General features: G+C 73.3%; 22 protein-coding genes. 14 read left to right on the top strand and 8 right to left on the bottom strand.

Translation table 11 applies throughout. The features are described 5' to 3' along the window. Window positions 1-60: 60 nt before the first annotated feature. Entirely contained in the window at window positions 61-444 is a 384-nt protein-coding gene (locus ACWDYF_RS20515) for an NUDIX domain-containing protein (protein ID WP_389464950.1), read from the top strand. A gap of 75 nt (window positions 445-519) precedes the next feature. Here the strand turns inward: ACWDYF_RS20515 and ACWDYF_RS20510 are convergent, their stop codons facing one another. Continuing rightward, the gene (locus ACWDYF_RS20510; protein WP_389464952.1) at window positions 520-942 is read right to left on the bottom strand and encodes a thioesterase family protein; all 423 of its coding nucleotides are present in this window, start codon (window positions 940-942) and stop codon (window positions 520-522) included. Window positions 943-1106: 164 nt separating this feature from the next. On the opposite strand from ACWDYF_RS20510, the gene ACWDYF_RS20505 reads away from it, so the two are divergent. Then, window positions 1107-2642, top strand: coding sequence for a ricin-type beta-trefoil lectin domain protein (locus ACWDYF_RS20505; protein WP_389464955.1), 1536 nt, complete (start codon window positions 1107-1109; stop codon window positions 2640-2642). Beyond that, the gene (locus ACWDYF_RS20500; protein ID WP_451584295.1) at window positions 2606-3043 is read left to right on the top strand and encodes an SDR family oxidoreductase; all 438 of its coding nucleotides are present in this window, start codon (window positions 2606-2608) and stop codon (window positions 3041-3043) included. Before ACWDYF_RS20505 ends, ACWDYF_RS20500 begins: the two co-directional genes overlap by 37 nt. Here ACWDYF_RS20500 and ACWDYF_RS20495 read toward each other — a convergent pair. Continuing rightward, on the bottom strand, window positions 2956-4005 hold the full coding sequence (locus ACWDYF_RS20495; protein WP_389464958.1) for an aldo/keto reductase: 1050 nt from the start codon (window positions 4003-4005) through the stop codon (window positions 2956-2958). The genes ACWDYF_RS20500 and ACWDYF_RS20495 overlap by 88 nt on opposite strands. Window positions 4006-4199: 194 nt before the next feature. On the opposite strand from ACWDYF_RS20495, the gene ACWDYF_RS20490 reads away from it, so the two are divergent. Beyond that, complete coding sequence (locus ACWDYF_RS20490) at window positions 4200-4637, top strand: universal stress protein (RefSeq protein WP_037890542.1); 438 nt, start codon at window positions 4200-4202, stop codon at window positions 4635-4637. Between the two features lie 69 nt (window positions 4638-4706). Here ACWDYF_RS20490 and ACWDYF_RS20485 read toward each other — a convergent pair whose 3' ends face one another. Next, entirely contained in the window at window positions 4707-5279 is a 573-nt protein-coding gene (locus ACWDYF_RS20485; RefSeq protein ID WP_389464960.1) for a DUF3558 family protein, read from the bottom strand. Window positions 5280-5515: 236 nt separating this feature from the next. On the opposite strand from ACWDYF_RS20485, the gene ACWDYF_RS20480 reads away from it, so the two are divergent. Next, window positions 5516-6502 (top strand): pirin family protein, encoded by a 987-nt coding sequence (locus ACWDYF_RS20480; protein WP_389464963.1) that lies wholly within the window; start codon window positions 5516-5518, stop codon window positions 6500-6502. Window positions 6503-6598: 96 nt separating this feature from the next. Here the strand turns inward: ACWDYF_RS20480 and ACWDYF_RS20475 are convergent, their stop codons facing one another. Both ACWDYF_RS20475 and ACWDYF_RS20470 read right to left on the bottom strand, forming a co-directional pair. Next, entirely contained in the window at window positions 6599-6721 is a 123-nt protein-coding gene (locus ACWDYF_RS20475; protein ID WP_018569737.1) for a hypothetical protein, read from the bottom strand. 129 nt (window positions 6722-6850) lie between these two features. Beyond that, a complete protein-coding gene (locus tag ACWDYF_RS20470; protein WP_355481870.1) occupies window positions 6851-7282 on the bottom strand; it encodes a response regulator in 432 nt (143 codons plus the stop codon). 205 nt (window positions 7283-7487) lie between these two features. Between ACWDYF_RS20470 and ACWDYF_RS20465 the strand changes: the two genes are divergently transcribed. The 4 genes from ACWDYF_RS20465 (at window position 7488) to ACWDYF_RS20450 (ending at window position 11696) form a co-directional block, all read left to right on the top strand. Then, complete coding sequence (locus tag ACWDYF_RS20465) at window positions 7488-9119, top strand: sensor histidine kinase (RefSeq protein ID WP_381744418.1); 1632 nt, start codon at window positions 7488-7490, stop codon at window positions 9117-9119. 11 nt (window positions 9120-9130) lie between these two features. Then, window positions 9131-10336, top strand: coding sequence for a PP2C family protein-serine/threonine phosphatase (locus tag ACWDYF_RS20460; RefSeq protein ID WP_381744419.1), 1206 nt, complete (start codon window positions 9131-9133; stop codon window positions 10334-10336). A gap of 189 nt (window positions 10337-10525) precedes the next feature. After that, entirely contained in the window at window positions 10526-10942 is a 417-nt protein-coding gene (locus ACWDYF_RS20455; RefSeq protein WP_389464968.1) for a hypothetical protein, read from the top strand. Between the two features lie 163 nt (window positions 10943-11105). Then, window positions 11106-11696, top strand: a complete 591-nt coding sequence (locus ACWDYF_RS20450) for a TetR/AcrR family transcriptional regulator (RefSeq protein ID WP_389464971.1) — start codon at window positions 11106-11108, stop codon at window positions 11694-11696. 111 nt (window positions 11697-11807) lie between these two features. Here ACWDYF_RS20450 and ACWDYF_RS20445 read toward each other — a convergent pair whose 3' ends face one another. Together ACWDYF_RS20445 and ACWDYF_RS20440 are read right to left on the bottom strand one after the other, a co-directional pair. Further along, the gene (locus ACWDYF_RS20445; protein ID WP_018569731.1) at window positions 11808-12452 is read right to left on the bottom strand and encodes a dihydrofolate reductase family protein; all 645 of its coding nucleotides are present in this window, start codon (window positions 12450-12452) and stop codon (window positions 11808-11810) included. A 78-nt stretch (window positions 12453-12530) separates the two neighbouring features. Then, window positions 12531-12998, bottom strand: a complete 468-nt coding sequence (locus ACWDYF_RS20440) for a MarR family winged helix-turn-helix transcriptional regulator (protein WP_381744422.1) — start codon at window positions 12996-12998, stop codon at window positions 12531-12533. 104 nt (window positions 12999-13102) lie between these two features. Between ACWDYF_RS20440 and ACWDYF_RS20435 the strand changes: the two genes are divergently transcribed. From ACWDYF_RS20435 to ACWDYF_RS20420, 4 genes are all read left to right on the top strand, one after another. Then, a complete protein-coding gene (locus ACWDYF_RS20435) occupies window positions 13103-13741 on the top strand; it encodes a UbiX family flavin prenyltransferase (protein WP_389464975.1) in 639 nt (212 codons plus the stop codon). Beyond that, complete coding sequence (locus tag ACWDYF_RS20430) at window positions 13738-15258, top strand: UbiD family decarboxylase (RefSeq protein WP_389464978.1); 1521 nt, start codon at window positions 13738-13740, stop codon at window positions 15256-15258. Before ACWDYF_RS20435 ends, ACWDYF_RS20430 begins: the two co-directional genes overlap by 4 nt. 207 nt (window positions 15259-15465) lie before the next feature. Next, on the top strand, window positions 15466-16737 hold the full coding sequence (locus ACWDYF_RS20425; protein ID WP_381744613.1) for a phosphatase PAP2 family protein: 1272 nt from the start codon (window positions 15466-15468) through the stop codon (window positions 16735-16737). A gap of 222 nt (window positions 16738-16959) precedes the next feature. Next, window positions 16960-18423, top strand: coding sequence for an eCIS core domain-containing protein (locus ACWDYF_RS20420; protein WP_389464982.1), 1464 nt, complete (start codon window positions 16960-16962; stop codon window positions 18421-18423). Window positions 18424-18519: 96 nt separating this feature from the next. Here the strand turns inward: ACWDYF_RS20420 and ACWDYF_RS20415 are convergent, their stop codons facing one another. After that, window positions 18520-22557 (bottom strand): endo-alpha-N-acetylgalactosaminidase family protein, encoded by a 4038-nt coding sequence (locus ACWDYF_RS20415; RefSeq protein ID WP_389465129.1) that lies wholly within the window; start codon window positions 22555-22557, stop codon window positions 18520-18522. 387 nt (window positions 22558-22944) lie between these two features. On the opposite strand from ACWDYF_RS20415, the gene ACWDYF_RS20410 reads away from it, so the two are divergent. After that, entirely contained in the window at window positions 22945-23664 is a 720-nt protein-coding gene (locus ACWDYF_RS20410; protein ID WP_389464985.1) for a type 1 glutamine amidotransferase, read from the top strand. Window positions 23665-23721 lie beyond the last annotated feature (57 nt).

Genomic DNA, 23721 nt, shown 5'->3' with positions numbered 1-23721 from the left:
CGGCCCGTCCTCGGATCCTCCTGCCCGTACGGGGCGCGGGGACTACGGGAAGGCGGGACCATGACGTCGGAGCAGACCCCCCGGGGCGCGGTGCAGGCGGTCGTCGTCCACGACGGACGCCTGCTGCTGGTGGACGAGCGGGGCGGCTGGCGGCTGCCCTCGGGGACCCCGGAGCCGGCCGAGACGCCGCGGGCCACCGCCGCCCGGGTCGTCCACGAGACCACCGGCTATCTGGTCGACGGCTCCTCGGAGCTGGGTCCGCAGGACACCGGCGAGGGCGAGGCGGCGCCCGAGGCCGTGGTGTGCCAGTTGCTGACCGCGGACCCCTCGTCCGGGGCGCGGCTCGCCCCGGAGCAGATCCGCTGGGCGCCGGTGGCCGAGGCGGCGCGCGGCGCGCTGCCCGGCGCGGTACGGGACTACCTGGCGGGCCACACGCCCGTATGACGGGCGGCGCGGGGCCGTGGCCCGGGTGCGGCGGCCGTCGCACCCGGCCGGGAGAGCCGGCGGCGGCCGGGCGGATCAGCCCACCGAGCCCTCTGAGCCCTCCGCGCCCTCCGCGCCCTCCGAGTCCCCCGTACCCTCCGGGCGCCCCGCGGGCGCCGAGGCGAGGAAACGCTCCCGGTCGACGAGGACCCGGTCGATCTCACCGTCCGCGACGAGTTCCCCGGCACCGTCCACGGCGCTGACCCGGAAGGTGAGCCGCCGCCCCTCGGCGGCGGGCGCCTCGGCGGTCACCTCCACCCGGCCGCCCACCCGCGTGGCCCGCAGATGCCGCACCCGGATCTCCGTGCCCACGGTCGTCCGCCCCGGTCCGGTGAACGGCGCGGCGGCCCGCACCGTCGCCGCCTCCAGCCAGGCGATCAGCCGCGGAGTGGCGAGCACCGGCACATCACCGCTGCCCAGGGACACCGCCGTGTCGGCGTCGGTCACCTCATGTCGCATCCCCTCACGCTAGCCGCTCCCTCCCCGGTGCGCCCACCCGGCGGGATTCCGGGAGGCGGTGCGTCAACTTACGGCGGGATCGGGCGAGTTCGGGTCCCGGGTATTCCCAAAACTCTTACCGGCCAGTAAGAACCGTGGGTAACCCCACTCTGCCAGGAGGTCTCATGAGACGCACCAGGCGCAGACTCCGGTGGACCCTCGCCGCCGTCGCGACCGCCGCACTGCTCGGCACGGCGCCGAACGCCGTCCCCGCCGTCGCGGCCGACACGGGCACCACCCAGCAGCAGGCGGCAGCCGTCACCGCGCTCCCGCCCGAACTGGAGGCGGTCCGGGCGGCGGAGGCCACCGCGCTCTACGGCGACCCCGCCGAACGCCCGCCCGCCGCCCGCAAGACCTCACTGATCTCCCTCGGCGACAGCGAGATCTCCGGCGAGGGCGTCGGCACCTACGAACCACCCACCAACGGGCCCGACAACTGGTGCCACCGCTCACCCGACGCCGCCGTCCACCGCACCGGCATCCCCGCCGACGTCACCTTCAACGCGGCCTGTTCCGGCGCCTACACGGGCAACATCAAGATCGGCGGCAGCAAGCAGTACGCCGACGAACTCGTGCAGAGCGACAACCTGGCCGTCAAGGCGCGCACCACCCGGGTCAAGATGGTGCTCCTCGTGGCCGGAGCCAACGACGACCTCCAGTTCGGCCCCGTCATGACCGACTGCGTCGAGCGCTATCTGCTCTCCCAGGGCCCCTGCGAGCCCAAGTACGCGCCGTCCTGGCAGTCCCGCGTCGACGCCCTGGTCCCCAAGGTCGAGCAGACCGTGCGCGACCTGAAGTCGGTGATGCGCGACGCCGGTTACGCCGACGGCGACTACAAGCTGGTCGTGATGAGCTACCCGAGCCCCATCGGCCCGGACTTCCGCGACAACCCCGCCTTCCCCGGCAAGCTCGCCTGCGGCGGCCTCGGCTACGACTCCGACACCGCCTGGGGCCGCAACGTCGCCGTGCCCGCCTTCGAACGCGGCATCCGCAGGGCGGCCACGGACACCGGCGCGCTCTACCTGGACGCCTCGCGCCTCTTCCACGGCCACGAGGTGTGCACGGAGAACACCTGGGCCCGCGGTCTGTACATCGACCTGTCCAAGCCCGGCCTGCCGGACGCCAACTCGGTGCGGCAGTCCTTCCACCCCAACGCGCGCGGCCACGCCGCCTTCGCCTCCTGCCTCACCCGGTTCTACGACTCCGGGCTGCGCGAGGCGTCCTGCGCCGACGTCGACTCCGCGGGCACGCCCGCCCTCTACCCGTACGCCTGGGACGACGTGTACGCGCCGGTGAAGAACCGGGGGACCGGCGGCTGCATGGACGTCTCCGCCTCCCAGAGCGCGAACGGGACCGCGGTGCTCGGCTGGGACTGCGCCGGGACCCGCAACCAGGACTGGTGGTACGACCCCGCGGGCCGGACCTTCCACACCGCGCTCACCCAGGACCGCTGCCTGGACGTCCCCGGCGCCCGGTACCAGGCGGGCGCCGCGCTGATCGTGTGGAACTGCTCGGGCTCCGCCAACCAGAAGTTCGTGCGCGACGGCGACACGATCCGCCCGGCGGCCGCGACCGGCCTGTGCCTGGCCCACGCGGCACCCCGTGAGCCGCTGCGCCTTCAGAACTGCGACAGCTCGGCCGGACAGCGCTTCACCGCCTAGACAGCGACCCGCCCCAGGACCCGGCCCGGCCGGGCCGGGTCCTGGAGCGGGGAGGTGCGGCGCGGTCCGGTCACGGGGCACCGGGTGCTCGGGATCGCCCGGTCCGCGGGCGCGGGCGGCTTCCCCGGCACGCTGTACCGCTGCGACCTCGCCGCCCCGACGAGGTCGCCGCGGCCGTCGCGTTCCTGCTCGGCGAGGACGCGGGCTGTATCACCGGCCAGACGCTGGGCGTGGACGGCGGCGGCAGCATCGCGGGTCGCCGACCCGCGCGCCGTACCGCCGCCGGGGGCCGGGGCAGGCACGGCCGCGTCCCTCAGGCCGCGGAGCGCGAACCGGCCGGGCGGCGCCGCAGCGCGGGGCTCGTCAGCGCCGGCGGGGCCCAGACACCGTCCGGCGGGTAGATGTCGGTCCCGGGCGGCACGATCGCGTCGATCCGGTCGAGCACGGCGTCGTCCAGGACCACGGACCGGCCCCTCAGGGTGGCGCGCAACTGCTCCATGGTGCGCGGGCCGATGATCACGGACGTGACCGCGGGATGCGCCAGCGGGAAGGCCACGGCCAGTTCCGGCAGCGTGCAGCCCATCTCCTCGGCGACGGCCACCAGTTGCTCGACCGCCTCCAGCTTGGCGACCGTGGTCGGCGCCGACGGGTCGAAGCGGCCCGGGTGCAGGGCGGGGCGTCCGGTGCTCAGATCCGTGTCCCGGCCCTTGCGGTGGCGGCCGGTCAGGAACCCCGACGCCAGCGGGCTCCAGGTCAGCACGCCCATGCCCAGGCGCTCGGTCACCGGCAGCACATGCCGTTCGACGCCCCGGGCCAGCAGCGAGTACGGTGGCTGCTCGGTCCTGAACCGGTGCAGACCGCGCCGTTCGGCCACATGGTGCGCCTCGACGATCTGCTCCGCGGGGAACGTGGAGCAGCCGAACGCCCTTATCCTGCCCTGCTGCACGAGGTCGGTGAGGACGGAGAGGGTCTCCTCGACGTCGGTGCGGTGGTCGGGCCGGTGCACCTGGTAGAGGTCGATCCAGTCGGTGCCCAGGCGCCGCAGACTGTCCTCGACCGCGCGGACGATCCAGCGCCGGGAGTTCCCGCCGCTGTGGGGGCCGTCCCCCATCGGGAAGTGCACCTTGGTGGCGAGCACCACGTCGTCGCGCCGTCCCTTCAGCGCCTTGCCGACGATGATCTCCGACTCCCCGGCCGAGTACATGTCGGCGGTGTCGACGAAGTCGATGCCCTCGTCCAGCGCGGCATGGATGATCCGGGCGCAGTCGTCGTGGTCGGCGTTGCCCACGGAGCCGAACATCATGGTGCCGAGGCAGTAGGGGCTGACCTCGATGCCGGTACCGCCCAGAACGCGGTGGCGCATGTGTGTCTCCTCGCGAGCCGTCCTCAGATGTCGGCGCGACCCTACGAGTTGGAGTCCGCTCCAGGGCAAGCGCCGTCGTCCGGCCGCGCTCGCGGCGCCGTCCGGAACAGATCACCACCGGCCGGTGTTCATACCGGTGTTCGACCGCACCGCCCGGTGCGGTCGGGCAGGATCCGAACGGAAGAGGGAAGCACATGTTCCACCGCGTACTCGTCGCCGTCGACTCGAGCCCCGCCCGCCACTCGGCCGTACGACTGGCAGGTGACATGGCGCGGCTGACCGGCGCCCGCGTCGGCGTGCTGCACGTCGCGCCCACCGCGGCGACGCTCGCCGTCGTCGTCCCGCTGGAGGGCGACGCGGAGGCCGAGGCCCTCGTCGACGAGGCCGTCACCGCCCTGCGCGAGGCGGGCGTCGAGGCCGAGGGCACCGTCGCGAGCGGCCTCACCACCGAGATCGCCACCACCATCTCCGCCGCCGCCGAGGACTTCGGCGCCGACCTGGTGGTCCTCAGCCCGCACCACCGCGGCTTCCTCGAAGGCATCTTCAGCCCCCGGGTCAGCGACGCCGTCGCCCACACCGGCCGCACAGCCGTCCTGCTGGCCCCGGAGGAGGGCCCCGGCACCGGAGCCTGAGGTCCACGCCGAGGCCGCGCCCGTGTCCGTGTCCGTACACGGGCCGGGCGCCGGGAAGCGGGCTCGCCGTCAGGAGCGTACGGCGGGCAGTTTCCCCTCCACGCGGGGCGCCAGCTTGTCGAGGCCGTCGCAGAGGTCCTGCTGGGTGGGTCTGACGTCGGAGACGCCGAGGAACTCGGAGAGCCGGACGACGGCGGCCGAGGAGCCGTCGATCGAGAACAGCAGCTCGCACCGGACGTCGTTCCCCGGCGTCGTGTTCCGCCAGATCCGCCGGCCGCCGATGGCGGAGCGCTCGGTGATCCGCTCGCCGGAGGCGGTGCGCAGCGTGCGCAGTTCCGCGTCGGCGGACCGCGGCAGCAGCGTCAGCGTCAGCGCGGTGCTCGCGCCCTCGAAGAACGCCGAACCCTCCCAGAGACAGCCGCGCGGGTCGCTCACGGGCCGGGCGTCGTGCAGCGCGTACTCCGAGAGTTCGTCCCCGGTGAAGAAGTCGCACGGTGTGATCGATCCGACATCGGCGGGCCGTGCCGCGGGCGGCGCGGAACCGGAGCCACCGGAGGATCCCGACGAACACCCGGTGACGGCGCCGAAGCACATGATCACCGGCGCGACGGCACAGACCAGCAGCGGGCTCCGACCCCTCATCACCACTCCTCGGCGCCTCCCGCGTCCGCGCCCGGGAGCGGGTCCCCCGCCGCCGGGAGGCGCGTCCACCGTAGCGAACACACGCATGCCGCAGAAGGGCGCGCATCATGTTCCCGGGGCCGGGAGCCCCCGGACCCCGCCGCCCGCCGGGCCCGCCGCCCCGGGCGCCGCGCTCGCGGACCGGACCCGCGCGCCATATTGTTGAATCTGGAAGTATCAAGGATGTGGGAGGCCCGATGAGCAACGCCGAGACAAGACCCGTGGAGACGCGGTGCGGCGCGGCGGACGGCGACGGAAGCGCCCCCCGGCCGCCGGTCGAGGTGCTCACCCCGCGTGACGTGCCGCTCGGCGGCCCCCGGGCGATGACCGTGCGGCGCACGCTGCCGCAGCGCTCCCGGACCATGATCGGCGCCTGGTGCTTCGCCGACCACTACGGCCCCGACGACGTCTCCCGCACCGGCGGCATGGACGTGGCCCCGCACCCCCACACCGGGCTCCAGACGGTCAGCTGGCTGTTCAGCGGCGAGATCGAGCACCGCGACAGCCTCGGCAGCCACGCGTACGTACGGCCCGGCGAGCTGAACCTCATGACCGGCGGGCACGGCATCAGCCACTCGGAGGTCTCCACCGCGCGGACCACCGTCCTGCACGGCGTCCAGCTGTGGGTGGCGCTGCCCGCGGAGCACCGGGACACCGCCCGTGACTTCCAGCACCACGTGCCCGCGCCGGTCGCTGTCGGCGGCGCCGAGATCCGTGTCTTCCTGGGCGCGCTGGCCGGGACCGCCTCCCCGGTGCGGACCTTCACGCCCCTGCTCGGCGCCGAGATCGTCCTTGCGCCGGGCGCCTCGCCGACCCTGCCCGTCGACCCCCGCTTCGAGCACGGGCTCCTGGTGGACCGGGGCACCGTCCGGCTGGGCGGCACGGGGCTGCGCCCGGCGGAACTGGCGTACGTCCACCCGGGCCGGGACACGCTGGACCTCGTCAACGGCTCCGACGGGCCCGCCCGCCTCGTCCTGCTCGGCGGCACGCCGTTCGAGGAGGAGATCGTCATGTGGTGGAACTTCGTCGGGCGCAGCCACGCGGACATCGTCCGGGCCCGGCAGGAGTGGGAGGAGGCGTCCGACCGGTTCGGCGCCGTCGAGGGCTACCCCGGGGCGCGCCTGCCCGCCCCGGTGCTGCCCCACGCCACCCTCACCCCGCGCCGCAACCCGCCGCGGGCCTGACCCCGCCCGCCCGCGCCGACGGCACGCGAGGGCGGGGACCGCAAGGCGGAGCCGCCGCGCCGGGGCGCGGCGGCTCACCGGCCGGGAGACGGTCGGTCAGGGAGCCGGGGGCTCGTCGTCGGACTCGGTCGGCCACTTGGACAGCAGCTCCTCGAAAGCGTCCATCCCCAGCAGGAGCAGCAACATCGCGATCGGCGTGCACAGCGCTACCAGAACCATGGAGCCTCCCGAGGGGAGCACCAGCGGACCCTTCACCCGGCCCGGCCGGCGGCACGCGGCAAGGCATCTCCAGTCTGCGGCCGAATGGGGTAACGCGCACGTCGGAGGGCGGCCGGGGGCCGCCCGTCCTCACTCCCGCGGAGGCTTGACCGCGATGTCCAGGTAGAAGGAGTCGATGCTGCGGACCGCCGCCTCGAACTCCTCCAGGTTCACCGGCTTGGTGACATAGGCGTTGGCGTGGTGGTGATAGGCGCCGGTGACGTCGTCGGGCGCGGCCGACGTGGTGAGGACGACGACCGGGATGGTCCGCAGGTCGGGGTCCTCCTTGACGACGGCCAGGAACTCCCGGCCGTTCATGCGCGGCATGTTGAGATCGAGCACGATCAGATCGGGCCGCTCGTTGGCCGTGTCGCGCAGATAGTCCAGGGCCGCGATCCCGTCGGAGACCTGGGTGAGGTTGCGGGTGCCCCGCTCGGCGAGGGCGTCCTGGATGAGCATCGCGTCGGCGATGTCGTCCTCGACCAGCAGCACGTCGTGGGGGCGGGTGGTGGCGGCGGCCATGAGTCACGGGCTCCGGGGGGTGGGCGGCGGATGAGAGGTGCGTCGTGGGTGTTCCGCCCGGTCGCGGACCGAACCGGACCGGGCACCGGCAAGGCTAAGGCGTCGATCTCGCCGTGGACAACATGTGTTGGCGGACGGTGGGTACAGTGTGCTTGGCCCGCGCCTGACCGCGGCCGCAACCGCTGAGGGAGAGACACGAGCCGGGATGCAGAGCAAGCCGTCGGACACCGCGGGTGCCTTCTCCGGCTGGACCACCCGCCGCTGGCTGCGTACGGGGGTCCTCACCACCCTGGCCGTCCTCGCGGTCCTGGGATCGCTGGGCGGCTGGGCCACGTGGCGCACCTCACAGCTCACCGCCGACCTGGTCGACCGGCGCTCGCCCGCGCTGGTCCAGGCGCTGCGGGTGGAACAGGGCCTGGTCAACCAGGAGACCGGGATCCGGGGCTACGGCCTGTCGGGCCGCACCGACTTCCTCCAGCCCTACGCCCAGGGCGTACGCGACGAACAGGCCGCGCTCGGGCGGCTGCGCACCCTGGTCGCGGACGACGACCGCGCCGGTGCCGACCTGGCCGAGGTCGAGCGGCTGGCCGAGGACTGGCAGCGGCGCGTGGCCCGCCCCGTCGCCGCCGCCTCCGCCGAGGAGGCCGTGCGGCTCGCCACCCAGCGGGCGAGGGACGGCAAGGGCGCCTTCGACGCGCTGCGCTCCGCGATGTCCCGCCAGCAGTCCCACCTCCAGAGCGAGAACGCCGCGGGCGTCCACGACCTGCGGCAGGCGGTGGCCCTGCGCAACTGGACGTTCGCGGGCATCGCCGTCGTCATCGTGCTGGTGGCGGCGCTGGTCTTCGAGGGACTGCGCCGCGGCATCACCGGTCCGCTCAGCCGGCTGAGCGCGGACGCCCGGGACGTCGCCGGCGGCCGCTTCGACCACGCCCTGACCGGCACCGGACCCGCCGACCTGCGCCGGCTGGCCGAGGACGTGGAGTCCATGCGGCTGCGCCTGGTGAAGGAGCTCCAGTTCAGCGAGGAGTCCCGCACCCTGCTGGACGAGCAGGCGGAGGACCTGCGCCGCTCCAACACGGAACTGGAGCAGTTCGCCTACGTCGCCTCGCACGACCTCCAGGAACCGCTGCGCAAGGTGTCGAGCTTCACACAGCTGCTGCAACGGCGCTACGGCGGCCAACTGGACGACAGGGCCGACCAGTACATCGCGTTCGCCGTCGACGGCGCCAACCGCATGCAGACCCTCATCAACGACCTGCTGGCCTTCTCCCGGGTCGGCCGGGTGCACAACGACCACCGCTCCGTCGACCTGGAGTCGGTCTTCGGCCGCACCCTCGACGACCTCGGCGTGGCCGTCGAGGAGACCGGCGCCGAGATCACCCACGACCCACTGCCCACCGTCGTCGGGGACGCCACCCAACTGGGCATCCTCTGGCAGAACCTGCTGTCCAACGCCATCAAGTTCCGCAGCCCCGACCACCCGCCGCACGTCCATGTCAGCGCCTCCGAGGACGACGGCACCTGGGAGTTCGCCGTCAGCGACAACGGCATCGGCATCGCCCCGGAGTTCCGCGAGAAGGTCTTCGTCATCTTCCAGCGGCTGCACACCAAGGACGCCTACCCGGGCACCGGCATCGGACTGGCCATGTGCAAGAAGGTCGTGGAGTTCCACGGCGGAAGGATCCGGATCGACCCCGACTACAAACTGGGCACCCGCGTGATCTTCACCCTCCCCGCCTCCGCCGCGGACACGGCGTCCGGGCAGAGACCGGAGCCCCCGCTCACCGTTCCGTCCCCGGGCCGCCCGGAGTCCCCGGAGGGAACGACCCAGCCGTGACCGATCCCGCCGTGACCGACCGAGACGCCGGCCGCGTGGACCGGTTCCGCATCCTGCTGGTGGAGGACGACGACGGGGACGCGCTCCTGGTCGAGGAACTCCTCTACGACACCGACCTGCCGCACACCCTCACCCGCTGCCGCACGGCCGCCGAGGCGCGCGGCGCGCTCGCCGCGCACCCCGTCGACTGCGTCCTGCTCGACCTCCATCTGCCCGACGCGTCAGGGGTGGAGACGGTCCAGGCGATCGAGCCGGACACCCAGGCCGCCATCATCGTCCTGACCGGACTCGACGAACCCCGCGCCGGTGTCGACGCGTTGGCCGCGGGCGCCCAGGACTACCTGGTCAAGGGCAAGGTCGAACCCGACCTGATGCAGCGCGCCGTCCGCTACGCCATCCAGCGCAAGCAGGCCGAACGCGCCAACGCCGCCCTCCAGATCGGACGCCTGCGCGCCGAGGAGAACGCCCGCCTGGAACGCGGGCTGCTGCCCGAACCGCTGCTGTCCTCCGCCGTCGTCACCACCTCCAGCCGCTACTACCCGGGCCGGGCGCAGGCCCTGCTCGGCGGCGACTTCCTCGACGTCGTCCAGACCGGCGACGGGCAGGTCCACGCCGTCATCGGCGACGTCAGCGGGCACGGCCCCGACGCGGCCGCCCTCGGGGTCTGCCTGCGCATAGCCTGGCGCGCCCTGACCCTCGGCGGCCACCGGGACCAGCATCTGCTCACCCTGCTGGAACAGATCCACATCGCCGAGCGCACCGGCAGCGACCTGTTCGCCACCTGCACCCTCATCACCCTCGACCCGGCCGCGGCCACCCTGACCCTGCACCTGGCCGGCCACCACGAACCGCTCCTCGTCACCCCGGACGGCACCCGCCAGGTCACCGCCGCGCACGGCATCGCCCTCGGGATCGCCCCCGGACTGGGCAAGTGGACCCCCACCACCCTCGAACTCCCGCCCCGCGGCGGGCTCATCGTCTACACCGACGGCCTGATCGAGGGGTTCGCCGACAGCACCGAGGCCCGGCTCGGGGTGGAGGGCCTGCTGCGCATCATCGACACCATCGACGATCCCGACCCCGGCGCCCACCTCGACCGGCTGATCGCCCGCACCCGCACTCTCAACGCCGACCGGCACACCGACGACCTCGCCGTGCTGCGCCTGGACTGGGACACCGGCCGTGTCCCGGCCGCCGGCCGGAGCCCCGAGCGGTAGGGCCGGAGCCGCGCCCGGCGCGGCTGTCGCTGTCGCTGTCGCTGTCGCACGCGCTGTTACAGGACCAGGACAAAGCGCCGATGAACGCCCGCGCCCAGGGCGTCGTCGTAACTGATGAGTGCGCCAATCGGCACGATCGTGACGGTCGGCGCGAAACGCGGTTCTGATCAGAAAAGGGGCAGATCTGTGATGGTCTCGAAGCGGCGCTCCCTGCGCACGGCCGTCGTCGGTGTTCTCGGCGCGGCCTCCCTCGCCCTCGCGGGCACCGCGACGGCAGCCACCGCGGCACCCGCCGCGTCCTCCGGCGTCGTCGCACAGAAGTCCGTGGCCGCCACGGCGAGTATCACGGCCACGCCGTCCGCGACCTCCGTCCGCGCCTGGGAGCTGTTCCGGGTCACGGGCCGGACCACCGGGCTGAAGGCGGGCAGCAAGGTGACCCTCCAGCAGAAGCAGCACGGCACGTGGGTCAGCCTGCCCGCGTCCATGAACACCTCGCGGACCGGTTCCTACTCCCTCGGCGTCAAGCTCGGCCTGAAGGGCAGGAACGACCTCCGCATCGTCAGCGGCGCGACGGCCTCCCCGGTCTTCCGGGTGACCGTCCGCTGACCCCCGCCCCGACGGGCACACCCTGACACCGGCACCGGGCCGCCCACGCCCGGTGCCGGTGCCGTGTCACGGCGGCCCGGAAGGGCCCGGAGGCCCGGACGCCGATCTCCGGTGTGCCGGTACTACGTACGGCGAGCCGATCGCCAGTACCGTAGGAACAACTATGCCGAAGATTATCGACCACGATCAGCGACGCCGGGAAATCGTCGCGGTCGCGAAGAAGCTCATCATCCAGGGCGGGTTCGAGGCCGCGACGATGAGGAGCATCGTCGCCGAGGCGGGTTTCGCCAACGGCGCGCTCAAGCGCTACTTCCCCAGCAAGGACAGCATCGTCGCCGCCACCTTCGAGAGCGTGCTCGCGGAGATGAACGAGCGGATGGTCGCGAGCGAACCGGCGCCCGACCCCAGGGAGGCGCTGCGGCGCGACCTGGAGGCCACCCTGCCGCTGGACCAGTACCGCATCGACTCCGCCCGGGTGCTGCTCGCGCTGTGGGAGCACTCGCTGGACAACGAGGAACTCGCCACGCTCTACCGCGAACACCTCATGGAGTGGCGCCGCAGGCTGGCCGCGCGGATCGCCGAGGCGCGCGGCCGGGGCGAGGCACCCGACGCGCCCGCCGTGCACACGCTCGCGGGCGAGATCATCGGCCTGGCCGTCGGCGCCAACGTCACCTCGCTGATGTTCCCCGCCGGAGCGCTCGTCCCCGAGCACCGCGCCTATGTCGACCGGTGGATGCGCAGCCTCGACGACTGACCCCGGCCCCGGGACCGCCCGGGAGCCGGGGAGCGGCGCCGGGCCGGGCGGCGGCACGGCACCCCCGCGCGGCCGGTCGCCGGTCGGCCCCGGCCGCGCGGGCACGCCGGGCTACCTGCGCCAGAACAGGTGGTGCGTGACGCCGCTCGGGCTGGGCACGACGTCCAGGTGGAACCGGTCGAGCAGGTCGTCGGGCGAGTCCCACAGCCGCAGTCCGGAGCCGAGCTTCACCGGCGAGACCGCCACGTGCAGGGTGTCGACGAGACCGGCGTCCAGGAACTCCCGGACGGTGGTCACCCCGCCGCCCAGCCGCACGTCCTTGCCCCGCGCCGCCTCCCGGGCCCGCTCCAGCACCGAGGCCGGTTCGCCGCCGACGAAGTGGAACGTGGTGTCGGACAGGGTGATCGGCGGCCGCTCGTGGTGGGTCAGGACGAACACCGGTGTGTGGAACGGCGGTTCGTCACCCCACCAGCCCTGCCACTCGTGGTCCTGCCAGGGCCCGCGCTGGGGCCCGAACTTGTTGCGGCCCATGATCTCGGCGCCGATGTTGTTCCCGAAGTCCCGCGTCATGTAGTCGTCGAGGCCCCGGCTGCCGCCGGGTTCGGTGCGCCGGGGCCAGCTCGCCGTGGCACCGGCCCAGGAGAACAGCCGCTCGGGGTCGACATGCCCGAACGGCCGCTCGAAGGTCTGGTCCTCGCCGGCGGCGACACCGTCGCTCGACACATTGAAGTTCTGCACTCTCAGCAACTGGGCCATGGAGATCCTCCCTGGGGCGGTGATGTCACGGGTGAGACTGCGCGAACCGGTGGAACTCATCGCCGTGCGCCCGCCCTTCTAGGCGTCGCCGTCCTGATCCGGTGACCGCTCGACCGCCCGCCGCAGCAGCGCGAGGAACTGCTCCCGCTCCTTCGGGGTGAACGGCGCGAGGATCCGCTCGCTCACGGCCGTGACCCGGGGCGCGAGGGCGACGGCCAGAGCGCGGCCCTCCTCGGTGAGGCGCACCACCTTGCGCCTGCGGTCGTCCGCGTCCTGGGCGATGTCCACCAGGCCCCGCTGCCGCAGCCGCCGCAGCAGCGGCGCCGCGGTCGACTTGTCGAGATGGGCGCGCGCGCCGAGGGTGCCCTGGTCCATGTCGCCGTGGGCGTCCAGCAGGCTCAGCACGGTGAACTGCGGCCCCGTCACGTCCTGGTGCACCGCCTCGTACCACAGCCGGGTGTGCACCTGGTTCAGCCGGCGGGCCAGCGGTCCCGGTCCGTCGAGCGCCTCCAGGGGAGTGGGCCCGGGTGCGCTCTCGTCGGTCATGGGTGCCGCCTCCGCCGCATTTGATTCAGGACGTGTACGTACTATACCGTCCGAGGAAGTAGGACGTGTACGTCATAACTGACTGTGACAGGAAGGGTGGCGAAGTGAGAATCGTCGTCGCGATGACCGGGGCCACCGGGGCGCCCATCGGCGTGCGCCTGCTCCGGGCGCTGGGAGAACTCGGGGTCGAGACACACCTCGTGGTCAGCCGCTGGGCCAGGGCCACCCTGGCCCAGGAGACCCCGTACTCGATGCGGGACCTGCGGGAGATGGCCTCGGTGTGCCACGGGCCGGACGACCAGGCCGCGCCGGTCTCCAGCGGGTCCTTCCGGGTCGACGGCATGGTCGTCGCACCGTGCAGCATGAAGACCCTGGCCTCGGTCCGCACGGGCTACGGCGCCGATCTGATCAGCCGCTGCGCCGACGTGATGCTCAAGGAGCGGCGCAGGCTCGTCCTGGTGGCGCGGGAGACCCCGCTGTCGGCCGTGCACCTGGAGAACATGCTGGAGCTGACCCGGATGGGCGCCGTCGTCATGCCGCCCGTCCCCGCGTTCTACAACGGTCCGGAGACCGTCGCCGACCTCGTCGAGCACATCGTCGTGCGCGTCCTCGACCAGTTCGGCCTGGACCTGCCCACCGCGCGGCGCTGGCAGGGCATGAAGGCGGCCCCGCACCCGGCCCCCGGCACCGCCCCCGCACCCCTCCCGTCCGCAGCCCCCTCCGCAGCAAAGGACCTCTCATGACCCAACACGGCAGCGCGCTCAACTTCCGGGACTTCGTGTCCGAACTGCTCGCCGCCGGCGACGCGGTCGACATCCGCGAGCCGGTCAGCCCCACCCTGGAGGCCGCGGCCGTCACCCGGCGCGTCTACGACACCAGGAGCCCCGCCCCGCTGTTCAGCCGGCTGACCGAGGGCGACGAGGGATTCCGTCTCCTCGGCGCCCCCGCCGGACTCGGCTCGTGCCCGGGACAGACCTACGGACGCCTCGCCGCCCACTTCGGCCTGGGACGCGACACCACCCCGCGCGACCTGCTCGAATACCTCGTCGACGCCATGGACGCGGCCCCCGTCCCCCCGCGGATCGTGCCGACCGGCCCCTGCAAGGAGAACGTCCTCACCGGCGACGCCGTCGACCTGACGCGCTTCCCGGTGCCGCTGCTGCACCAGCAGGACGGCGGGCGGTACTTCGGGACGTACGGCTTCCATGTGGTGCGCACCCCGGACGGATCCTGGACCAGCTGGTCGGTCAGCCGCACGATGCTGCACGGCCCCACCACCCTGGTCGGCCCGGCCATGCCGCAGCAGCACCTCGGCATGATCCACCGGATGTGGCGCGAGCGCGGCGAACGCACCCCCTGGGCCATGGTGCTCGGCGCCCCGCCCGCCGCCCTGGCCGCGGCCGGTATGCCGCTGCCCGCCGAGGTGGACGAGGACGGCTACGTCGGCGCCCTGACCGGCACCCCGGTCGACGTCGTGCGCACCGAGACCAACGGCCTGTACGTCCCGGCCAACGCCGAGATCGTGCTGGAGGGGTACATCAGCCCCGACGAGACGGCCCCCGAAGGACCGATGGGGGAGTACCACGGGTACGCCTTCAGCGAGGGCAGGCCGCAGCCCGTCTTCCACGTCGAGGCCGTCACCCACCGGGACCGCCCGATCCTGCCCTTCTGTGTGGCGGGCGTCCCCCCGGAGGAGAACCACACCGTGTGGGGCACCATGATCTCGGCCGCGAGCCTGCACCGGCTGCGCGCCCAGGGCCTGCCCGTCTCGCTGGCCTGGTGCTCCTACGAGGCCGCGACCTGCTGGATCGTGGTCGCCGTCGACACCCGGAAACTGGCCGCGACGGGCCTGACCGAACGGCGGCTCGCCGACGCCGTCGCCGAGGCGCTCTTCGGCTCCCACACCGGCTGGCTGGTGCCCAAGGTGCTGCTGGTGGCCGACGACGTCGACATCACCGACATCGACCAGGTGGTGTGGGCCCTGGCCACCCGCCACCACCCCGCCACCGGCCACTACGTCTACCCCGAGGCGCCGGGCATCCCCATGGTCCCCTACCTCACCGACGACGAGGTGCGCGCCGGGCGGGGCGGCAAGTCCGTCGTCAGCTGCCTGCTCCCCGCCGACTTCGAGGGCGAGACCAGAGGCGTCACCGCGTCCTTCCGGAACTCCTTCCCCGAGGACGTGCGCCGCCGGGTGACCGACAGGTGGACCGCGTACGGATTCCCGGCCCCCTCCGGGACACCGCGCCCGGCGGCCTGAGCGGGGCGGCATCTGCCGCGAACGCCTCCCGGAGAAGGGCGCGAACGGCCACCGGTTAGCATGTTCGAACTCATGACCATCGGCCTGATCACCCGTTCTTCACCGGAAAACCATGCCAACCAGCATCATTAGCCAGCAATATGTCCACAACCTACTCAATGGGCTAAACAATTGAAGAACACATCGAAGCGAATATCCGCTCGAGCGGTGCTGTGGACCGCCGCGGGCGTGGCGGTCGTCGGATTCCTCGTCGCGCTGGAGATCGCCGCACGCGGATACGGCGTTCCGGGGCCGATCACCAACCAGGCCCGGGAGATCGTCTTCGCGCCGCGCTCGGGCCCGCTGCTGTACGCGGGGCTCGCGCTGCTGATGGTGGTGCTGACCTGGCGGCAGCGGCTCGTCGCCGCGTGCACGGCCCTCGGTATCGACGTCGTGTTCCTGCTGGTGCGCTGGGCGGCCGGTGCCGGACCGGCCTTCGGCAACGGCGCGCTGTGGGTGGTCCTGGGCTGCGCGGTCCTCGCGTTCACCCGGCGCACCGGCCAGGAGCGCGCGCTGCTGCTCAAGGGTGTCGGACTGGCCCTGCTGCTGGTGGCGGGCCACAAGACGGGTGACACCTGGCTGCTCATCACGTCCAAGACCCGCCCGTCGGTCCTCGACCAGTACGTGGCGACCACCGACCACGCGCTGGGCAACCCCTCCTGGCTGGTCGGCCGCGCCCTGGAGGCCACCGGACCGGTCGGCTCCCACCTCCTGCACCTCGTCTACGGCCAGCTCCCGCTGGCGGCCGCCCTCGTCGGCCTCTACCAGCTGCGCAACGTGGCGGCCGAGCGCCGCTTCCCCAGCCACCACCTGGTGCGCACCTTCCTGGCCATCGGCCTGGTCGGACCGGCCATCTACATGATCTTCCCGGTGGTCGGACCGGTCTTCGCCTACGGCCCCGACGGCGGCCACTGGGCGACGGCCGACCTGTGGCCGGACACCCTCGCGCCGCTCGGCACCCCGCACGCGATGCCGTTCGACGAGATCACCCCGCGCAACTGCATGCCCAGCCTGCACACCGCGTGGGCCACCACGCTCTTCATCCACTCCCGCAAGGGCTCGCGGGCCATGCGCTGGGCGGGCACCTTCTGGCTGGTCGCCACCCTCACCGCGACGCTGGGCTTCGGCTACCACTACGGCGCGGACCTCGTCGCCGGTGTGGTCTTCGCACTGACCATCGAGGCCACGATGCGCTCGCTCGCCCGCGGCTGGGACCGGTCGGCCACCCGCTTCGTCGCCCACGGCACGGTGGTCTTCGCCGCGCTCCTGGTCGCGTACCGCTATCTGGCGACCGAGCTGGCCGGACAGCCGTGGCTGTTCGGACCCCTGCTCCTGCTGGCGATGGGCTCGGTGATCCTCGGCTACGTCCGGACCATGAGGCTCTGGGACCCGGAACCGGCCCTGGTGCCCCGCCCGGAACCGCAGCCCGAACCCGTGTGACCCCCGGGCCGACCGGGGGCCGAGCGCCACGAGGGCGGGGCCGGGACGCCGTACGCGTCCCGGCCCCGCCCTCTTCCGTACGCAGGGGCGGCCCGGACGATCACCGCACGCCCGCGGACGAGTCGTCGGGGCAGCAGACTGTGCCCCCGCGGCTCTGGCGCGACAGCGCTCCGCCCGGTACCTCTGGAACCGCCCGTCCGCGCCGCGACAAGGGACTCACCCATGCCCGCCCACGCCCATGACAAGACGCCGGATCCCGCCGAGCGTTCCCCGAGGACCCGGCGCGCCCCGTCGCCCGCCGCCCGCCCCGCCACGGGAGAGCGGCCCGCGCTGCTGGCCCTCCAGCGCGCCGCGGGCAACGCCGCCGTGGCCCGGATGCTGGAGGAGGCCCGGCACCAGCACTCCGATCACTGCGGCCACCGCCCCGCGCCCGACGAGGCGGCCGTCCAGCGCTCCGCCGTCGACGAGGTCCTGCGCGGTTCCGGCACGCCCCTGGCCGAGCCGGTCAGGAAGGACATGGAAGCCCGGATGGGCGCGGACTTCTCCGATGTGCGGCTGCACACCGGAGCCGACGCCCGGCGCTCCGCCGAGGCGCTCGGCGCCCGCGCCTACACCATGGGCAGCCATGTGGTCATCGGCGACGGCGGCGGCGACCGGCACACCCTCGCGCACGAACTGACCCATGTGGTCCAGCAGCGCCGGGGCCCGGTCGCGGGCACCGACAACGGCCAGGGGCTGAAGGTCTCCTCGCCCTCGGACCGCTTCGAACGGGAGGCCGAGGCCAACGCGACCCGGGTGCTCGGCGGCCCGGCCCCCGCCCACCGCCCGGCCGAGGACACGACGGCCGCCCATCCCGGCGCCGCCCCGGCGCTCCAGCGCTCGGTCGACTACTCCAAGGGCCGCTGGTCCCAGGAGAACCTCCCGCCGGACCGCTTCGCCGAACTGCTGGAGAAGGCGGCCCCCGGCGAACAGCGCGGCGCCACCTTCGCCGTCCCCTACGCACAGCTGCTGCGCGCCCTGGAACAGTCCTCCGTCACCGTGGAGATCGACGACCAGACGTCCTACCAGGGAGCACGCGCCAAGTTCGTCATCGACGACCTGACCGCCCAGGGCGGCGTCCTGCACATCAAGCCGCCGCCCGCCGACGCCCCGGCCTCCGCGCTGCGCGAGTTCGCCGCGACGGTGGCGCACGAGATGCAGCACGCCCTGGACTCCGTCACCCGCGCCTTCAAGGCCCAGACGCCGAAGCAGACGATGAAGGAGCGGTGGATCTCCTCCGAGCTGCGCGCCTTCGGCACGGAGGCGGCGGCCGCCTTCAAACTGGCCGTGGGGGACAGCTACCCGGCCAGTGAGGGCAAGCCCAGCGCGATCATCCGGGCGCTCCCCGACAGCAGGCTCTCCAGCGAGCGCAAGCAGCTCGCCCTGGAGTTCCACCAGATGGACAGCTATCTGCGGGCCGCCAAGGAGCCCCTGGGCGCCTTCGGTTCCGCGCTCTCCGTCGACGACAGCGCGCTGCTGAACCGCCTCGCCGGATATCTGCGCGTCTACGGGCTGGTCGAGGAGACCCCGACGTGCCGGACGGCGCTGGAGTGGCTGCGGTCGGCCCCCGCCGTCGAGGCGGCCGGGCTGCGCGCGGGCATCGAACTGTTCCACGACAACCGCCCCCAGGTCGACCGCGGCCGCTGACCACCGGCCCGGACGCACGGAGGGGCCCGCCGCGACCGGCCATGGAACAGCCGGTCGCGGCAGACCCCGCATGCGGTGCGTGCGGTGCGTGCGGTGCTACGACCGCTCGGCCGGCGGATACCCCGTCGGCGCGTCCACCGGAGCCCCGTACACGCGCATCTCGGCGGCCGCGGCGAAGGGCTGGCCGTTGAGCGCGTTCAGCGCGGTGAAGCGCACAGAGGAGGCGCGCACCGGGGAGAACGAGATCCGCTGTGTCTGCGGCGAGTCGGTGAGCGTGCCGTCGGCGACGGTCCGCCACGTGGTGCCGTCGTCGGAGACGTCCACCCGGTAGCCCGCGACCCGGCCGTTCTGGCCGCCGCTCTGCCGGCCCAGATAGCCGAAGCCGTCCACGTCGGCCGGACCGCCCAGCTTCAGCGTCACCCAGTGCGGGTAGGGCGCCTCGGACGCGGTGTAGTCGGTGTGCCAGATGGTGCCCGGGTCACCGTCCAGCACATTGGACACCGGGCCCTCCGCGGCCCCCGAGGACAGGTTCTCCGAGTCCGCGCTCGCCGTCATCGAGCCCGGCGAGAGGACCGGCTCGCTCGCGACCGCGGCCCGCGCGTCCGCCGAGACCGTCTTGGTGGCGCCCGCTTCGTCGTAGACGGCCGTGGCCTTCCACGCCGCCGGGGTGCCCGCGGCGCCCGCCGGAGGCGTCAGCACCCAGGCGGTGCTGACGGTCGCGCCCGGCCTCACCCGCTCGAAGCGGTTGCCGTCGCGCTCCTTGACCTGCACCGTCCAGCCCGAGGGCAGCCCCTCGAAGCGGGTGACGACGTTCGTGGCGTCGCCCTCCTCGCTGTTGGTGAAGGAGGTGACGTACTCGCCCGCCACCCCGGGACTCAGATCGGTGCCCGCGGGGGTGGTCACGCTCGCGCAGGCCGCGCCGCCGGTGACCGGGCCGAGGTCGGTGACGCGGAAGTCGTCGAGGACCAGGTCCGCTCCGGCCGCGCCGCCGAGCTTGCGCAGCCCCACCCAGGTGTCGCCGCACCCGGCGACGATCTCCTTGGAGTACGCCGTGGTGTCCAGGGCGGGAGCGAGCGTGTCCCGGCCGATGTCCCGGGCCGTGGTCTTCCCGCCCGCGATCCGGTCGGCGCCGGTCACCCAGGCCCACTGGCCGTCGAGGTTGGTCTGGTAGTCGAAGGAGACCTGGTAGCGGTGACCGGCGACGAAGGGCACCGTCGCGGGCACGGTCCGGTACACCAGACCGGTGTTCTCCTCGTGGGCCTTGAGCGAGTGGCCGCCGTCGAGGACGTCGTCCACCGCCTTGCCCTTCAGGGCGCCGGAGTTGTACGGCGAGTAGGTGTTCTTCCAGCTCTTCTGGCTGTACGGCGCGTGCAGCCGGCTGATGCTGGTGCGCGGGTCGGTGACCCCGCCCGCGTCGCCCTTCACGAACGGGCCCCAGCCGGGCTGGTTGCCCTCGAAGTCGTCCTGGGCGACGACGGCACCGCCGGGCGCGGGCGCCGAGGTGTCGGCCATGACCCGTACGTCGTCCAGGGTGACGGCCGCGGTCCCGGCCGCCGCGCCCAGCGCGACGGTGACCTGTCCGTCCGCCGGAGCGGTGAAGGCGACCGAGGCGCGCTGCGCGTAGGTGCCCTGCTTGGCGTCGGCCGCCACGGTGTTGCGCAGCGGCGTGGTGTCGAACGCGTTGCGCGCCTGCACGCGGTGGCCGCTCGCCTCCAGGGTGACGGTGCGGCGCTGTCCGGCCGTGACCTCGACGTCGGCGCTCAGCGTGTAGCGCTTGCCCGGGGTGAGGCCCTTGACGCGCTGGGAGACGCCGGAGGCACCGCCGGTGCCGAGCCGCAGCACGTTGTCACCGGTGTCGGTGCGGGCGAGGGCGGCGCCGCCGCGCGGGCTCCACGCCTTCAGGTTCCCGGAGTTGAAACCGGGGTCGGCCAGCGGGCCGCCCTCGCCGTAGCGGGCGTCGGTGTGCGGGGCCCGGTCGCCGTTCGGCGCGAGGACGTAGGGCTGGTCCTTGTCGCCGGTCAGTGTCACCTTCCCGCCGTGCGCGGTGATCCGCCCGGCCTTCACCCGGCCCTGGTCGGTCAGCTTGTAGAGGGTGAAGGAGCGGGTGGAGGCGAACTGCCCGGTGAGCGTGAAGGTGTGCGTACCGCCCGAGCCGCTGTAGTAGTACATCTTGTCGGCGCGGCTCGGCGAGGAGGTCCCGTCGCCGCCCTTCGCCTCGCCCCAGGGCAGCAGATAGGTGTCGCCGTCGAGCACGTCAGCGCCGTTCACCGACACCTGGCGCCGGCCGTCCTGGAGCGCCACCCGCACCCCGCCGCTCAGCGTGGCGGACCTGCCGAAGTCCCAGTCCATGACCTGGTAGTGCTGGAGGAACTTGGTCGGCAGGTTGTCGGTCCAGATGTTGCGGTAGAAGGCGTCGTAGTCGTCGTGGCCGGTCCAGCCCTCGAACTCCTTGACGCTGCTGCCGCCGAGCAGCGGGTCCACGTTCCACACGTCGCGGTCGGTGTTGGAGAGGAACCGGACGATGTTGGAGTTGATGCCCTTGTTGGTGACGCCGCCGTAGTTCTTGTCGCTCGCCCAGTGCGACCACACCGAGTCGCCCTCGAACTTGTACGCCCACTCGGTGGCGACCTCGAAGCCCATCTTCCGCAGCTGCGCGGCGAGTCCGTCGGCCAGCCAGCCGCTGGAGTAGTAGGCGTCGATGTAGACGGTCCTGATGCCGGGCGCCTCCTTGCGGAGCTGCTTGAACCGGTCGAGGACCGCGCCGCTGCCCAGGTCCGTGCGCTGGTCGATGTGGTACGACTGGTTCAGCCAGTCCCAGCCGTTGACCTGGCCCTTGACCAGGGCCTCGCTGAAGGTCTTGGCCTGCGGGTAGGCCTCGGTGGCGTTCACGTGCACGGCGATGTCGGCGTTGTAACCGGCGCCGGTGCGGGTGAGCTTGTTCAGGTCGGTGAGGCCGCCCGCGCGGTCGTTGTAGTTGCCGCCGTAGTCGGGGTGCGCCGAGTCGTGGCCCTCGTCGGCGTAGCCCTTCTCCAGCACCCACTGGCCCAGGTCGTCCGTGGCCAGGGAGATCCGCTTGACGTTGTCGAGCGTCTTCAGGAACGGGTTGGTGGCCTGGCTGGCGAAGTTGAACGGGATGTGCTGCACGACCCGTTCGGGCACGCGCTCCGCGCCGAGCGGACGGGTCATGCGGGCGCGGTAGGCGATGGCGCCGTCCTGCCAGTCCACCTGTCCGTCGCCGTTGGCGTCGGCGGCGAGCACGACGGTGGCCTGCGGCAGCGCGTACGTCTTCACCCGCGCGTCGGTGGCGCCCCGGGGGGCGTAGGTGTAGGTGCCGACGGACAGTTCCGCGCGGCGGGCGCCGTTCCCGGCGTCCACGATCCGCGACTTCAGGCGGTTGTTGCCGTTGTCGTTGTTGTCCTGCGCGGAGTCGTCGGTGGCGTTGGTGAGGATCCCGGCGGCCAGGGCGCCGTTGCTGACGAAGCCGTAGGGGGTGCCGACGGCCGCCTTGTCCGGGGCGGTGTCCGCGGTGATCGGCAGGAACTGGTCCGCCGTGGTGGTCGAGTCCGTCGAGATCCTGGTGCGTGCCAGGGTGGCGTGGGCCGCGGAGGAGTCGACCGAGACGAGCGACTGGTCCGGGATCGCCAGCTGGTCGACGGTGGACGCGGCGGGGCCGGTGATGCTCTTCACCGCGAAGACGACCGTCCCGCGGTCGGTGACGGTGATCGTCGAGGTGATGGTGAGGCCGGGCAGGTCGGCGAAGGTGGAGGTGTAGACGGCCTGGGCGCGGTACGCCTTCATGGTCGTGGTGGCGGTGTGCGCCGTGCCGTTGACCGTGAAGGTGTCCAGCACCCGGGCCTGGCCGCCGAGCGTCCTGCCGCCCATCGTGTACGAGATGACCTGGGGGAACTCCTTGGCCACCCGGACGGTCAGGCCCGCGGCGCTGAGGGTGACCGGGGTGGCCGGGTTCTCGGGGGAGGCGGGGGCGGCCGGGGCCGGCGGCCGGTCCGGGCCCGCGTGGGCCGGCAGGGCGCCGGCCGACAGCGTGCCCAGGGCGATGAGCGCGGCGGTCGCGGCGGCGGCACCGGATCTGGGCCGGCCGGAGCGCCGGGAGCGCCGGGAGTGGTGCAGGGGCATGGGATCCACCTGGGAGCTTCCTCGTGACTCTGAGACGGGGGGTGAGGAAGACAGTAAGGGAAAGTTATCGATAACAATAGGTCTCGGCACCGATCAATCGCCTTGGCTGGTGGGGAAGATGAGGCGGGTGCTATCGATAACAGATGGCGGTGTCCGGGCCGCCCCGACAGGCTCGGCGTGCGCCGACAGCGGGCGGCAGCGGGCGGCCCACCGAGGGACCTGCGCGTCCACGGGTTCGACGCGTCCACGGGTTCAACGGGTGCGAGGGCGGCGGCGCGTACCCCCCCGGCGGGTCCGAGCGGGCCGACCACGCGCCCTGTTGACGCCGCGCACCGCGCCCTGCTCTGCTGGCGCGGTCACCGGACCCGCACGGCAGGGGAGTCGCGCATGGCACTCACAGGACGGCGTCCCGGCTCCGTGCTGGTCGTGCAGCACACCGAGCGGGGCGGTCCGGGCCGCGTCGGTGCCTGGCTGCGCGCGGCCGGACTCGGCCTGGAGGTCCGGCACCCCTGGGCCGGGGAGGCTCTGCCCGGGACCCTGGACGGACGTCCGCTGCTGGTGCTCGGCGGCGGCTGGCTCCCGGACGACGACGAGCGCGCCCCCTGGCTCCCGGCGACCCGGCACCTGGTGGCCGAGGCGCTGGCCGAGGGCACACCGATGCTGGGGATCTGCCTCGGCGGGCAGATGCTGGCCCAGGTCGCGGGCGGCACGGTGCGCGCCGCGCACGGCACGCCCGAGTACGGCAGCACCACCATCCGGCTGCGCCCCGAGGCCGCCGCGGACCCGCTCCTCGCGGGGCTCGGGGAGACGGTGCCCGCGATCGAGCGGCATGTCGACGCCATCACCGGACTCCCGCCCCGGGCGGTCTGGCTCGCGGCCAGTGACGCCTGCCCCCATCAGGCGTTCCGGGTGGGGGAGCGGGCCTGGGGCGTGCAGTTCCACCCGGAGGCGGACGCGGCCGCCGTCGCCGCCTGGGACCGGGCGTACCTGGCCGGGCGCGGCGTCGACGCGGACCGGCTGCACGCGCGGGCCGTGGCCGACGAGGCGGCGTCGGCCGCCGCCTGGTCCGAGTTCACCCGGCGGTTCGCGCGGGTGTGCCGCGCCTGACCGGCTCCGCGCGAGCGGCCCCGCCGCGCCCGGACGGCATCGCCGGACCAGGAGCGC

It is taken from the genome of Streptomyces sp. NPDC003284 (genome assembly GCF_053589675.1).
This window is presented reverse-complemented; position numbering and strand designations above follow the sequence as displayed.

What these genes read in the sequence shown, in the direction of transcription:
- ACWDYF_RS20415 (WP_389465129.1), bottom strand. Translation starts at nt 22,557, where the DNA reads ATGCCCCTGCACCACTCCCGGCGCTCCCGGCGCTCCGGCCGGCCCAGA.
- ACWDYF_RS20440 (WP_381744422.1), bottom strand. Translation starts at nt 12,998, where the DNA reads ATGACCGACGAGAGCGCACCCGGGCCCACTCCCCTGGAGGCGCTCGAC.
- ACWDYF_RS20480 (WP_389464963.1), top strand. Translation starts at nt 5,516, where the DNA reads ATGAGCAACGCCGAGACAAGACCCGTGGAGACGCGGTGCGGCGCGGCG.
- ACWDYF_RS20490 (WP_037890542.1), top strand. Translation starts at nt 4,200, where the DNA reads ATGTTCCACCGCGTACTCGTCGCCGTCGACTCGAGCCCCGCCCGCCAC.
- ACWDYF_RS20445 (WP_018569731.1), bottom strand. Translation starts at nt 12,452, where the DNA reads ATGGCCCAGTTGCTGAGAGTGCAGAACTTCAATGTGTCGAGCGACGGT.
- ACWDYF_RS20505 (WP_389464955.1), top strand. Translation starts at nt 1,107, where the DNA reads ATGAGACGCACCAGGCGCAGACTCCGGTGGACCCTCGCCGCCGTCGCG.
- ACWDYF_RS20475 (WP_018569737.1), bottom strand. Translation starts at nt 6,721, where the DNA reads ATGGTTCTGGTAGCGCTGTGCACGCCGATCGCGATGTTGCTGCTCCTG.
- ACWDYF_RS20495 (WP_389464958.1), bottom strand. Translation starts at nt 4,005, where the DNA reads ATGCGCCACCGCGTTCTGGGCGGTACCGGCATCGAGGTCAGCCCCTAC.
- ACWDYF_RS20470 (WP_355481870.1), bottom strand. Translation starts at nt 7,282, where the DNA reads ATGGCCGCCGCCACCACCCGCCCCCACGACGTGCTGCTGGTCGAGGAC.
- ACWDYF_RS20485 (WP_389464960.1), bottom strand. Translation starts at nt 5,279, where the DNA reads ATGAGGGGTCGGAGCCCGCTGCTGGTCTGTGCCGTCGCGCCGGTGATC.
- ACWDYF_RS20420 (WP_389464982.1), top strand. Translation starts at nt 16,960, where the DNA reads ATGCCCGCCCACGCCCATGACAAGACGCCGGATCCCGCCGAGCGTTCC.
- ACWDYF_RS20510 (WP_389464952.1), bottom strand. Translation starts at nt 942, where the DNA reads ATGCGACATGAGGTGACCGACGCCGACACGGCGGTGTCCCTGGGCAGC.
- ACWDYF_RS20430 (WP_389464978.1), top strand. Translation starts at nt 13,738, where the DNA reads ATGACCCAACACGGCAGCGCGCTCAACTTCCGGGACTTCGTGTCCGAA.
- ACWDYF_RS20515 (WP_389464950.1), top strand. Translation starts at nt 61, where the DNA reads ATGACGTCGGAGCAGACCCCCCGGGGCGCGGTGCAGGCGGTCGTCGTC.
- ACWDYF_RS20410 (WP_389464985.1), top strand. Translation starts at nt 22,945, where the DNA reads ATGGCACTCACAGGACGGCGTCCCGGCTCCGTGCTGGTCGTGCAGCAC.
- ACWDYF_RS20465 (WP_381744418.1), top strand. Translation starts at nt 7,488, where the DNA reads ATGCAGAGCAAGCCGTCGGACACCGCGGGTGCCTTCTCCGGCTGGACC.
- ACWDYF_RS20450 (WP_389464971.1), top strand. Translation starts at nt 11,106, where the DNA reads ATGCCGAAGATTATCGACCACGATCAGCGACGCCGGGAAATCGTCGCG.
- ACWDYF_RS20455 (WP_389464968.1), top strand. Translation starts at nt 10,526, where the DNA reads ATGGTCTCGAAGCGGCGCTCCCTGCGCACGGCCGTCGTCGGTGTTCTC.